The sequence below is a fragment of the Haemophilus sp. SZY H56 genome, assembly GCF_054332415.1.
In genome coordinates, this window is sequence record NZ_JBTGNX010000003.1 from 121,066 (window position 1) to 134,333 (window position 13,268).

At 38.9% G+C, this 13,268-nt stretch carries 11 protein-coding genes; 8 read left to right on the forward strand and 3 right to left on the reverse strand.

Annotated features, from left to right (window positions below; genetic code table 11):
- The first annotated feature begins 74 nt into the window (after positions 1-74).
- The gene (locus tag ACXVWP_RS03615) at positions 75-986 is read left to right on the forward strand and encodes a hypothetical protein (RefSeq protein ID WP_289901250.1); all 912 of its coding nucleotides are present in this window, start codon (positions 75-77) and stop codon (positions 984-986) included.
- Positions 987-1,141: 155 nt separating this feature from the next.
- Here ACXVWP_RS03615 and folK read toward each other — a convergent pair whose 3' ends face one another.
- The 3 genes from folK to dksA all read right to left on the reverse strand — a co-directional run bounded on the left by folK (position 1,142) and on the right by dksA (position 3,676).
- On the reverse strand, positions 1,142-1,645 hold the full coding sequence (folK, locus tag ACXVWP_RS03620; RefSeq protein ID WP_128787529.1) for a 2-amino-4-hydroxy-6-hydroxymethyldihydropteridine diphosphokinase: 504 nt from the start codon (positions 1,643-1,645) through the stop codon (positions 1,142-1,144).
- Positions 1,645-3,003, reverse strand: a complete 1,359-nt coding sequence (pcnB, locus tag ACXVWP_RS03625; RefSeq protein ID WP_297568656.1) for a polynucleotide adenylyltransferase PcnB — start codon at positions 3,001-3,003, stop codon at positions 1,645-1,647. Before pcnB ends, folK begins: the two co-directional genes overlap by 1 nt.
- A gap of 235 nt (positions 3,004-3,238) precedes the next feature.
- Positions 3,239-3,676 carry an RNA polymerase-binding protein DksA gene (gene dksA / locus ACXVWP_RS03630; protein ID WP_128787527.1) on the reverse strand — a complete coding sequence of 146 codons (438 nt, stop codon included), beginning with the start codon at positions 3,674-3,676 and terminating at the stop codon, positions 3,239-3,241.
- 262 nt (positions 3,677-3,938) lie between these two features.
- Between dksA and ACXVWP_RS03635 the strand changes: the two genes are divergently transcribed.
- From ACXVWP_RS03635 to uvrC, 7 genes are all read left to right on the forward strand, one after another.
- Positions 3,939-6,341, forward strand: a complete 2,403-nt coding sequence (locus ACXVWP_RS03635) for a DNA internalization-related competence protein ComEC/Rec2 (protein WP_458473257.1) — start codon at positions 3,939-3,941, stop codon at positions 6,339-6,341.
- 51 nt (positions 6,342-6,392) lie between these two features.
- On the forward strand, positions 6,393-8,141 hold the full coding sequence (msbA, locus tag ACXVWP_RS03640) for a lipid A ABC transporter ATP-binding protein/permease MsbA (RefSeq protein ID WP_297568630.1): 1,749 nt from the start codon (positions 6,393-6,395) through the stop codon (positions 8,139-8,141).
- A gap of 53 nt (positions 8,142-8,194) precedes the next feature.
- Positions 8,195-9,175 (forward strand): tetraacyldisaccharide 4'-kinase, encoded by a 981-nt coding sequence (gene lpxK, locus ACXVWP_RS03645; protein WP_297568633.1) that lies wholly within the window; start codon positions 8,195-8,197, stop codon positions 9,173-9,175.
- Between the two features lie 17 nt (positions 9,176-9,192).
- A complete protein-coding gene (locus ACXVWP_RS03650; RefSeq protein WP_005696424.1) occupies positions 9,193-9,372 on the forward strand; it encodes a Trm112 family protein in 180 nt (59 codons plus the stop codon).
- Positions 9,373-9,381: 9 nt separating this feature from the next.
- Positions 9,382-10,149, forward strand: coding sequence for a 3-deoxy-manno-octulosonate cytidylyltransferase (gene kdsB / locus ACXVWP_RS03655; protein ID WP_297568637.1), 768 nt, complete (start codon positions 9,382-9,384; stop codon positions 10,147-10,149).
- 96 nt (positions 10,150-10,245) lie between these two features.
- Positions 10,246-11,205 (forward strand): hypothetical protein, encoded by a 960-nt coding sequence (locus tag ACXVWP_RS03660; RefSeq protein ID WP_289901244.1) that lies wholly within the window; start codon positions 10,246-10,248, stop codon positions 11,203-11,205.
- Positions 11,206-11,385: 180 nt separating this feature from the next.
- Complete coding sequence (gene uvrC / locus ACXVWP_RS03665; protein ID WP_297568640.1) at positions 11,386-13,212, forward strand: excinuclease ABC subunit UvrC; 1,827 nt, start codon at positions 11,386-11,388, stop codon at positions 13,210-13,212.
- Positions 13,213-13,268: the final 56 nt, after the last annotated feature.

The window sequence follows — 13,268 nt, forward strand, 5'->3', positions numbered from 1 at the left end:
TCGCTTCAATTAAAAATAGACGAAAGAATTATTTGATTTATGATGGCGTAAATTTGAATATTTAAGGAGAAACGATGGCAGAAGTAACCAAGTGCGGTCAATTATTGAGTCATTTTCGTCATGGCATCAACATCTACAAAGTGACCAATAAACAAAAAGAAAGTGATGAGCGGGCAAAAAATACCGTAATTGAAAGCCTCACAAATCCCCGCATTTTACAACGTTTTCATAAAGTTAATCGTGAAGATATTACGAAGGAAAGTACAAAACACGATTTTTGTGGAATTTGGAAAATTAATGTTACACGCAAAGTAAAATTTGAATTCAGTACGAAAAAAGAAATAGCTGTTTCATTAGAAAATCAATCAAAGATTTTAACGATGGAAGTCGGAGAAGCTCATTTCACAGTAAAAAATAATATAGTTACGGTCCCGGTTATTGAGAAAGGTGAGGAAGAATTGCATTTTGAGTATATATTTGAATATCCGGATAATATCATAGATAAAAAACTCAATAAGTATTTAGAAAAACATCAAGAGGCTATTATTAGTGCAAATATAGATAAAAAAATTGCAAAATGGAATAAATGTTATTCGTTGGATCAAGTTATTGAAAAACTTTACGTAAAAGATGTTTTTGAGTTTTTAGAAGAGCGTATTTATGCAAAACCTTATGACGACAAAAATAAGAAAGATTACAAAATTCTTGATGAGGAATTAGAATTCAATGTTTCGCTTTATTTAATTCCGGTGATTTCGGTTTATTGCAAAATTAAAGATGAAGTGAAAATTTTTAATGTTGATGCGATTACACGTGAAATTCGCTCTCGTGCTCCCGAACCGATAAATCAGGATTTAATCGAAACTGTTAGTGATGGCTTGAGTGAGGGGGTAGCGTTGTTTTCACCGCATAAGTTGCTTGACGAACCAATGAAAAAAGTAACTAAAAAAACCATCATCGGATTAAGCAAACTTTTTAGGAAATAATCTGATTCCCTCCGCAATGGCGCACGTTTCTTAACGTGTGCCTTTCCCAAAAATATCAGCACACGCTAGGAAGCGTACGCTATCTATATGAGTCCTCCAAGATTGATAGGTAAAAAAGAAGGGCTGATAGTGAATATCAGCCCTTTTGTTTTGAGTTAAGTGCGGTCAATTTTTTCGCTATTTTTGATTTTATGCATTTGATGATTTTCAAAGGCTTTCACCAAATCTGCGACTTTTTCACCTTCCGGTAAAACCAAATCTTGTGCGATATCATTAAGCGGCACAATCACGAATTCGCGATTTTTCATATCGTAATGAGGCACGGTTAAGCGTTCATTTTGAATGATTTGATCGCCGTATAGCAGAATATCCAAATCCAGTGTACGCTCACCCCAACGACGTAAACGTACGCGACCTTGTTTATTTTCAATGCGTTGCAATTCATCGAGCAAAGCTAAAGGTGGGCGAGTGGTTTCAATCATCGCTACCGCATTCACATAATCAGGTTGATCTTGCGGGCCTAATGGTTTGCTTTGATAAAACCCGCTGACCGATTGTAATTCGGTATTAGGCAGCGCAGAAATTGCCTCTAATGCGGAATTTAATTGTTCTGTCGGCGTATTTAAATTGCTGCCAAGGGCGATATATACTTGAACCATTAGTTAGCCGCCTTAGGTTTACGTCTGCGGTAATATTTTTTCTTCGGCGCTGGATGCAATTTTTGTTGCTCTTGAACCAATTGACGACGTTGTTCTTGATTGCTGAGTTGGTACTCATGCCACCATTTTGCGAGTTCAACGGTTTCACCGCCTTCCACTTCAGCACGCATCGCCAATAAATCAAAGGCTGCACGGAATTTTTGATGTTCCATCGTGCGAGCAGGGTGAGAACCGGTACGTTTAAGCAGTTGTAATTGCAACATCCAAATATCACGAATGACGGATGTATGACGACGAGGTGCGGCTAATGATCGGCATAATTGATCAAGCACTTCATTGCCTGCAAGGGCATAGGCATCGTGATTGTTTAAGCCACCTTCATTTTTCAGCACATCCACTTTTTCGCGTAATGGATACCAGAAGAATGCCGCAAATAAAAAGGCTGGATTAATACGTAATTTATCGGCAATACGTTCATCAGTTGAATTTAACGAAGTTAAAATCATGCGCTCCGCAAGGCTGTCTTCTTTTTCGGTGAAATAAGGCGTTAAGCTCGGGAAAAGCTGTTCAAATAAGCCATATTGACGAAGCAATTTATAGGTTTTTACGCCATTGCCAGACTGCAATAATTTTAAGCTTTCATCGAATAAACGTGCGGGTGGAATATTTTTCAGCAATGGTGCAAGCTCACGAATTGGCTGTTCACTTGGTTTTTCCAAGAACATATCCAATTTCGCCATAAAGCGCACAGAGCGTAACATACGCACAGGATCTTCTTGATAACGGGTAACCGGATCGCCAATCAGACGTAATTTCCCGTTTTTCAGGTCATCAATTCCGTTGAAGTAATCACGCAACGTATTATCTTGCGGATTGTAGTAAAGGGCGTTTACGGTGAAGTCACGGCGCTCCGCATCTTGTTCAATAGTGCCATACACGTTATCACGTAATAACATCCCTTCATCACTTTGTTTCGCTTGATTTTCACTGCGCGCATCTGAATGATTAGCACGGAATGTGGCCACTTCGATCACATCGCGACCAAACATAATATGCGCAAGACGGAAACGACGACCAACTAAACGACATTGACGTTGGAATACCGCTTGAATTTGGTCGGGACGTGCATTTGTTGCTACATCAAAATCTTTTGGATGTTTGCCCAACAATAAATCACGCAAACAACCACCAACGATATAAGCGTCATAACCTTGGCGTTGCAATTTTTCTACCACGGTAATGGCATTACGGCTAAACATACGTGGGTTAATACCAAAATAAGAGGCTTTAACGATATGTTTGTCGTGACGATGCGCTTGGGTGTTCGTTTTTTTGTGGTGAGAAGAGGACGGGGCGATCTTGGGTTGTGAACGCTCTGTTTTTGAAACGTTTGGTTTTTCAGTTTTTGGCGCCGTTTTGGGGACAGGCGAATTTATATTGGTTTCAGTTTCTTTTTTAGTTTTTTTACCAAATAAATTTTTTATATAAGTAAGAATAATTTACTCCATTCTCTATGTTAAATGCGCATTTGATAAAAACACGAAAAGTGCGGTTGTTTTTGACCGCACTTTTTCGTTGGGTTATTTGAATCAATTAACCTGCGACTTGTTTTTCACGAATTTCAGCAAGAGTTTTGCAATCAATACAAAGATCAGCAGTAGGGCGCGCTTCTAAACGACGGATGCCAATTTCTTCCCCACAAGAATCGCAATAACCGAAATCATCGGTATCTAATTTTTTCAATGTATATTCAATCTTTTTCATTAATTTACGCTCGCGATCGCGGTTGCGTAATTCCAGACTGAATTCTTCTTCTTGTGTCGCACGATCTGCAGGATCAGGGAAGTTAGACGCTTCATCTTGCATATGAGCAACGGTTCTTGATGCTTCTTCTACAATTTGTTCGTGCCATGCAGTTAAAATTTTTCTGAAATGAAGAATTTGATCTTTATTCATGTATTCTTCATCAGGCTTTAGTTGATAGGGTTTAACACCTGCTAAATCTAGCAAACTTAGAGACGCCTTAGACATAATAACTCCTAATTGTGGTACAGATTTTTACGACTTCCTGTCTTGTTGTTGTGATGGGTTCTCATCATCTAAAAAATAGTTGAGATCAGCCCCTGTTATTTTGAGGGCGATATAAATAGCAGAACTTCATCTATTTAGCAAATAAATTTAACCTGGAAATTTAAATTTTGCGATCGAGATCGCAAAAAATGGCGTAATTATTTGTTTATTTATGAGGTTAAGGCTAGGTTGCCTTATTTTCTCGCGATAGATCACACTCCAAATGAAACTCACGTTATTTCAACTGTGCATCATGCTCATCATTTCAGCCTTTTCTTTGCTTATCGTGCCTGATTTTTTACTGTTTACCTGGCAACGAGCGGGGCTGAGCATTTTAATGTTGGTTATGACTGCATTTTGTTTCCATTGGTTCAATTATTTTAAAGTCAGAAATTTTTGCATTAACGGCATTTGTTTTTTGCTTGCCTTAGCTTACGTGCATTCACAAGCCTTGTCCTTATTGACTCAAGCAGAAAAAATCTCCAGTTTACCGAATAAAATCGCTTTAGATCTTCACATCTCAGAAATTTTTCATCAGCAAGATTATCAAACGTTGGTTGCAAGAACGTCCTTATTTGATGGGCAAGAACAACGGATTTTTATTAATTGGAAAACACCTGAAAAGCCACAGTTAGGCGAAGTTTGGCGAGCTGATGTAAAGCTTCGTCCTATTTCGGCGAGATTAAATCATGGAGGGTTTGATCGACAACAATGGTATTTTTCCAAAAGAATTATTGCCGTAGGGAATGTGAAAAGTGCGGTCAAAATTGGTGAAGATTTTTCTTTCCGCACACATTTTCTACAAAATAGCCTCAAACAGACGGAAAGGCTTTCTTTACAAGGTTTACTTATCGCATTGGCATTTGGTGAGCGAGCTTGGCTGGATAATAAAACGTGGCTGATTTACCAACAAACGAATACAGCACATTTAATTGCCATTTCAGGACTCCATATCGGTTTAGCAATGGGCTTAGGCTTTTTCTTTGCTCGATTCTTGCAACTTGCACTGCCTACACGCTTTATTTCGCCCTGGTTTCCGCTTTGCTTTGGTGTATTGATTGCTTTAGGTTATGCCTATTTAGCTGGATTTAGTTTACCAACCTTCCGTGCAATGATGGCATTGGTTTTTATTGCCATCCTTCAATTTTCTCGGCGATATTACACACCTTTGCAAATGCTGTGTTTGGTGGTAGTATTTTTGCTTTTTTGTGATCCGCTTATGCCGCTTTCGGTGAGCTTTTGGCTTTCAATTGGTGCCGTTACCTGTCTGATTGTGTGGTACCGATATGTTCCCTTATCAATCATTGAATGGCGACATCAAAAATTATCCAACAAAGTGCGGTGGATTTTAGGCTTGTTTCATTTGCAGTTGGGGCTGCTGATTTTATTCACGCCTATTCAGCTTTTCTTTTTTAATGGTACGGCGTTAAATGGATTCTTAGCAAATTTAATTGCAGTGCCCTTGTATAGTTTCTTACTTGTACCCTTAATTCTCTTTGCGGTATTAACGAATGGTGCATTTTCTTCTTGGCATCTTTCAAATGCGATTGCTCAAGGTATTACACAATGCCTTAGTTTTTTCCAAGGCTGGTACATGCCGATTTCAATTAATTTATCTCTCATTCTGACCACACTTTTAAGCCTTGTTTTCGGCGGAATGTTATATGGTTTGTATTTTGCATCTCAAAGGAAAACAAAAAACACACCGCTAAAATCAAGTCGATTTTTCACATTAAACAGCACAAAAATCTTATCACCAGAAGAGTATAAACAAGCGCTTCGTAGTGTCATTTTTATTTTTTGTTTTTGTATTGGCACGCTTGGGTATCGATATATCATGAAACCCAAATGGCAGTTAGATACGTTAGATGTTGGACAAGGTTTAGCAACCTTAATTGTGAAAGACGGGAAAGGTGTATTGTATGACACAGGGCCTGCTTGGCAGAGTGGAATAGGTGGCTCTTCTATGGTGGAATTGGAAATATTGCCTTATCTTCAACGAGAAGGCATTGAACTTGAAACCTTGATTTTAAGCCATGATGATAATGATCATTCGGGCGGCGCCAAAGCGATTTTAGCCGCATATCCAGAGATTGAACTGATTACACCTTCTCGTAAAAACTATGGCGAAACGCACCGCACTTTTTGTCTTCAGGAGAAACAGTGGCAGTGGCAAGGGCTTGATTTTAAAATTCTTTCACCCGCGCAAATAACCGATAGGGCGGAGAATCCCCAATCTTGCGTGATTTTATTCACGGATGGACAGTATCAGATTCTGTTAACCGGTGATGCGGATGTGGCAACAGAAAGATCTTTTGCTGAAAACCTCGGCAAGATTAATGTGTTACAGGTAGGACATCATGGTAGTAAAACTTCAACAGGCGAGATTTTACTGGCACAGACAAAACCTGATCTAGCCTTAATTTCAAGCGGGCGATGGAATGCGTGGAATTTTCCTCATCCAACCGTCATTGAACGATTAAATCGTTATCAAAGTGCGGTCGAAAATACCGCTATTTCAGGTCATATAAGGTTAAATTTTACTGAAAAGGGCATTGAAATTGAAAAGGCGAGAGGAGATTTTTCACCTTGGTTTGCCCGTGTAATTGGATTATCCCCGAAATAACAGGTACAATGCAGCCAATTTTTATTAAGATAATATGATGCAAAACAAACTATGCAAGATAAAGATTTTTCAACCTCGCAAACTTTTAAGCGTTTATGGCCGATGATTTCACCTTTTAAATCAGGTTTATTTGTTGCTGCCGTCGCTCTCGTTTTTAATGCATTAGCTGATTCTGGCCTGATTTATATGCTTAAACCGTTGCTCGATGATGGTTTTGGGAAAGCAGATCATTCCTTCCTAAAACTGATGGCGTTTGTTGTGGTTGGTATGATTATGTTGCGTGGTGTGACTAACTTTATTTCCAGCTATTGCTTGGCTTGGGTGTCTGGCAAAGTGGTGATGATTATGCGCCGCCGTTTGTTTAAACATTTAATGTTCATGCCAGTAAGCTTCTTTGATCGTAATTCAACGGGGAAATTGCTTTCTCGTATTACTTACGATTCAGAAATGATTGCCAATTCTTCCTCTAATTCATTAGTGACCATTATACGTGAGGGTGCCTATTTAATTTCATTGCTCGTAGTAATGTTCTACACCAGTTGGGAACTGACTTTGGTTCTTTTTGTCATTGGGCCAGTTATTGCGGTGCTTATTCGTTTTGTATCGAAGATCTTCCGTAAGCTTAGTAAAAACATGCAAGACTCTATGGGGGAATTAACCTCTGCGACGGAACAAATGCTAAAAGGACATAAAGTGGTGCTTTCTTTTGGTGGTCAGTTAGTGGAAGAAGAGCGTTTCGATAAAGTGAGTAACGATATGCGTCGTAAAGGCATGAAAATGGTAACGGCAGATGCCATTTCAGATCCAGTTGTTCAAGTGATTGCATCTTTAGCATTAGCCGCAGTACTCTATTTAGCAACGACACCGTTAATTGCTGATGATAATTTAACCGCGGGTTCTTTCACTGTCGTCTTTTCTTCTATGTTAGCGATGATGCGTCCATTAAAATCGTTGACGAATGTAAACTCACAATTCCAACGCGGTATGGCAGCTTGTCAGACATTATTTGCGATCTTAGATTTGGAAACAGAGAAAGATAATGGCACATATAAAGCCGAACCCGCAAAAGGTGATTTAGAATTTAAAAACGTCAGTTTTGCTTATAAGGGTAAAGAAGAGAAAGCCTTAAATAATATCTCTTTCTATGTGCCCGCAGGCAAAACCGTGGCTTTAGTGGGGCGTTCAGGTTCGGGTAAATCAACCATTGCTAATCTAGTCACACGCTTCTACGATATTGATGAAGGTGAGATTTTATTAGATGGCGTGAGAATTCAAGATTATCGTTTATCTAATTTACGTGAGAATTGTTCTGTTGTTTCTCAACAAGTGCATTTATTTAATGATATGATTGCCAATAATATCGCCTATGCGGCAGAAGATAAATACAGCCGTGAGCAAATTATCGAAGCAGCAAAAGCGGCTTATGCCCTAGAGTTTATCGAGAAACTTCCACAAGGTTTTGATACCGTTATTGGTGAGAATGGCGCAAGTCTTTCTGGTGGTCAACGCCAGCGTTTAGCCATTGCTCGTGCATTACTACGTAATTCACCCGTCTTAATTTTAGATGAAGCGACTTCTGCACTCGATACCGAATCTGAACGTGCGATCCAGTCTGCATTAGAAGAACTGAAAAAAGATCGTACGGTATTGGTGATTGCGCATCGTTTATCAACCATTGAAAATGCCGATGAAATCTTAGTCATTGAACACGGTGAAATTAAAGAACGTGGTACGCATCAAGATTTATTAGCGCTTGATGGTGTGTATAAACAATTACACAGTATGCAGTTTAGCGGATAAAATAATAAGGGCGAACCAATGTGTTCGCCCAAAATCAATATAGGATAAATGAAATGCCTTTTTGGTACTCTAATTCACAGCTAGCTTGGTTGCTCCTTCCTTTTTCACTGCTATTTTGGTTGATTAGCCAAATTCGCCGAGCATTATTTTCTCTTAATATCTTATCCTCTTATAAATCCCCGAAACCCGTCATTATTGTTGGTAATCTTTCTGTTGGTGGAAATGGTAAAACACCTGTCGTTGTGTGGCTAGTTGAAGCGTTACAAAAACAAGGATTACGTGTAGGCGTGATTTCTCGTGGCTATGGTAGCCAATCTAAAACCTATCCTTTACTTGTCACACCTGAAACAGACCCTGTTCAAGGGGGCGATGAACCTGTCTTAATTGCTAAAAGAACAGGTGTGCCTGTGGTGATTTCACCGAATCGTCAACAAGCTATTGAATTACTTTTGAAAACACAGGATTACGATCTGATTATTTCGGATGATGGATTACAACATTATAAGTTGCAACGTGACATTGAAATTGTGGTGATGGACGCAGAACGCGCTTTAGGGAACGGATTTGTGCTACCTGCAGGGCCTTTGCGTGAGTTACCAAGTCGTTTAAAAAATGTGGACTTTGTGATTACTAATGGCGGAAAAAATGCTTATTCTGATGCGGTTATGACGCTCGTTCCTCATTATGCGATTAATTTAGTGACGGCAGAAAAACGCTTGTTAAGTGAATTTACTCAAGGTTCAGCCATCGCGGGAATTGGCAATCCTCAACGTTTTTTTACAATGTTGGAAAATTTAAATATTCGTTTAGAAAATACGAAAGCTTTTCAAGATCATCAACATTTTGAGCCGCAATTATTAGAAAAACTTGCTGAAAACCAACCGCTCTTTATGACCGAAAAGGACGCAGTAAAATGCCAAGCTTTTGCTAAAGAGAATTGGTGGTATGTTCCGGTTGATGCGGAGATTGTGGAAGTTGAAAACCAAGGCCAAAAACTTCCACAATTGTGGGAAAAAATCCGTCATTTAGTTTAACTCTATTCGAGTGAAATATGCGTGAGAAACTTAATCCTCGATTATTAGAAGTGATTGCTTGCCCGCGATGTTTGGCAAGATTGAAATACGATCAAGAAAATCAACGGCTCATTTGCCCTTTTGAGCAAGTGGCGTATCCTATTGAAAACGGCGTGCCGGTTTTGTTGGCAGAAAAAGCCGAAACATTAAAAGAATAAGGAATACTTATGTCATTTACAGTTATTATCCCTGCTCGTTTTGCATCGAGTCGCTTACCAGGTAAACCTTTAGCTGATATTGCCGGTAAACCCATGATTCAACATGTTTTTGAGAAAGCTCAACAATCAGGCGCGAGCCGAGTCATTATTGCGACAGATAAGGAACAAGTTGAAAAGGCAGCAAAAGCTTTTGGGGCAGAAGTGTGTATGACATCAGAAGCACATAATTCTGGTACTGAGCGTTTAGCGGAAGTAGTGAGTAAGCTTGGTATTGCTGATGATGAAATTATTGTAAACATCCAAGGGGATGAGCCGCTAATTCCTCCCGTTATTGTGAGTCAAGTGGCAGAGAATTTAGCGAAATTTAATGTGAATATGGCGACGCTTGCAGTGAAAATTCACGAAGCGGAAGAGTTATTTAACCCAAACGCGGTGAAAGTTGTTACGGATAAAGATGGCTATGTGTTGTATTTTTCCCGTTCAGTGATGCCTTACGATCGTGATCAATTTATGCAATTAGCGGATACCTCCAAGGCTCAACTGGCTGATGCGTATCTTCGCCATATTGGTATTTATGCTTATCGTGCAGGTTTTATTAAACAATATGTGCAATGGACACCAACGCAGTTAGAAAATTTAGAGAAATTAGAGCAACTCCGTGTATTGTGGTACGGTGAGCGTATCCATGTGGAATTGGCGAAAGAAGTCCCAGCTGTTGGTGTGGATACAGCAGAAGATTTAGAAAAAGTAAGGATTCTTCTGCAATCTATCACTTGATGTACTTTGAATAAATCAGATGCTATTTAAATAAATTGGTCGCTGAAAAAATGTCTGCTATATGATTGAACTATATTGAAGAGAGATAACAAGAAAATGAAAAAATTTAACTTATTGATGACATGTCTCTGTATGACTCAGATACCTCAACTTGCTCAAGCGGAAGAACAGGAAAATACTTGGGTTGATAAACAACATATTAATGTTAAAACTACGTTGAATAGTTGGGCAAAAAGTATTGACAGCTGGATAAGCGATCCTGATCCAGAACATTCAGCTAAGGCAGGATTACGTGTAATAATGGATAGCCAATGGAATCATTATGACCATTTTTCATTTAAACCGCGGGTCCGTGGTAAAATTCGTTTACCGAGTTTGAAGAAGCGATTAAGTTTAGTATTCGGGGATGAAGATTTGGAAAACCAGGCTAGTGATAAAAACCATGTCGGCAATGTGTATAAAAAACCCTTAGATAACAATAAAAGTTACAATCGTAGTCAGGCACGTAACGATAATGCCTCTATTGGTTTACGCTGGTCTGATGGTATTAAAAAATTAGGCATTGATACTCATCTGGATCTTGGTATTCGCTCAGGAGCGGATGTTTATGTTCGCTTTAAAGCTGAAAAAGGATGGCAGATTAATGATGATCTTGCGACTAGGCTAGAACAAATTTACCGCTATGGCAGCAATAGTAAACATTACGTTCGTACTAATTTTGAAACAACTTATAGCCGTTCAGTAAACACATTTATCGGCAACAACTTATACCTGCAATATGAGCATGACATCGACGAAGATATTTCATGGGGAAATAGTATTTATCAACAGCATGATTTTGCAAATGATAAACGCTTAAGTTACGGTATTTTTATTGGTGGTGATTTAGATCATAATAAATTTGATATAAACCAATACGGACCATTTATAAGCTGGCGTCAGCCAATTTGGCGAAAATGGCTGTTTATTCAACCTGAACTAAATTACTATAATGACCGAAGTCAGGGTCGTAATCATCATCTTGGTGCATTTGTACGATTAGAAGCAATTTTCTAGCAATAATAACATTAACTATTATGGAGTCATATGTCATGAAATGATAAATTGACTCTTCCTTGTAGAGATTGATTTGGTTGTTCTTACAATATTCTTTCAGTGTTGAATTGTTAAACTCAGTATAATTTATAGTGAATTTTCTTGAGGTTATGGATTCATCTTATTTCAAAAATCTTATTCATGTTTGATTCCAAAAAGTTTCTATCCGATGTTTCTCATAAACCTGGTGTGTATCGTATGTATGACGATAAAGATCAGGTTATTTATGTGGGTAAAGCGAAAGATCTTAAAAAGCGCCTTTCCAGCTATTTCCGAAAAAACTTAAGCAGCAAAAAAACAGAAGCCTTGGTGTCGTCAATTCATCATATTGATACGACGATTACCTCTTCAGAAACAGAAGCATTATTGCTTGAGCATAATTTCATTAAGCTTTATCAACCTCGTTATAACGTATTATTGCGAGATGATAAATCCTATCCTTTTATTTTATTGACGAAAGAACGTCATCCTCGTATAACTTCTTATCGTGGAACAAAAAAAATTGCAGGCGAGTATTTCGGACCTTATCCTCATGCGGGTGCCGTGCGTGAAACCTTGTCGTTAATGCAAAAATTATTCCCTGTTCGTCAATGTGAAAATTCAGTTTATAACAATCGTTCCCGCCCTTGTTTGCAATATCAAATCGGGCGTTGTTCTGCACCTTGTGTGGCAGGTTATGTGAGCGATGAAGAATATAACCAACAAGTTGAATTAGCACGACTATTTTTACAAGGAAAAGATCAGCAAGTATTAGATTATCTCATTGGTAAAATGGAACAGGCGAGCCGAGATTTAGATTTTGAAGGAGCTGCACGCTATCGTGATCAAATTCAAGCGGTTCGTGCGGTTATCGAAAAACAATTTGTTTCCAATGAACGTTTGGACGATATGGATATTATGTCTATTGCGTATCAGCACGGTTTAGCTTGTGTTCAAGTGATGTTTATTCGTCAAGGTAAAGTATTAGGCAATCGCAGTTATTTTCCGAAAGTGCCTGCTAATACAGATTTATCTGAACTCGCAGCCACTTTTGTTGGGCAATTCTATTTGCAAGGTCATCAGGGCAGAAGTATTCCTAATAGTATTATTGTGGATCATAAATTAGATGAAAAAGCGGAGCTTGAGGCCTTATTAACTGAACAAGCTGGCCGAAAAGTTGTGATACAAGAATCTGCTAAAGGTGATAAAGGTAAATATCTACAACTCGCACAAATTAATGCCAAAGCGGCTTTAGCGACTCAACTTAAACAATCTTCCAGAATGCATGAACGTTATCAGGCGCTTTGTGAATTGCTCGATATGCCTGAAATTAAACGTATGGAATGTTTTGATATTAGTCATACGATGGGGAATCAAACCGTCGCATCTTGCGTGGTATTTAATCAAGAAGGCCCACTGAAATCAGATTATCGCCGTTTTAATATTGAAGGCATTACTGGTGGCGATGATTATGCCGCGATGGAGCAAGCCTTAAAGAAACGTTACGACCGCGATCTTGAGGAAGATAAAATCCCCGATATTATTTTTATTGATGGTGGTAAAGGGCAGCTTAATCGTGCCTTAGCGGTTTTTCATCACCTCAACGTAAAATGGGATAAAAATCGACCGCACTTAATTGGTGTGGCAAAAGGAGTGGATCGTCGAGCAGGACAAGAGGTGTTGATTATCAGCAAACAAGATCGTGAAATCCATTTGCCGGATGATAGTCTTGCGCTGCATTTAATCCAACATATTCGAGATGAAAGCCATAATCATGCGATTAGCGGTCATCGTCAAAAACGCCAAAAAGCCTTTACCCAAAGTGGATTAGAAACCATTGAAGGGGTGGGCGCTAAACGACGTCAAGCCTTGCTGAAATATTTAGGGGGATTGCAAGGTGTGAAAAATGCCACGTTGGATGAGATCGCCTCTGTACCCGGTATTTCTAAAGCGTTAGCAGAAAAGATTTTCGAGACCTTAAAAAGTTAGGAAAAACCTTGATTTTCTATGCGAACTGTCTATGATCCAACCTTTCGGATTTTATT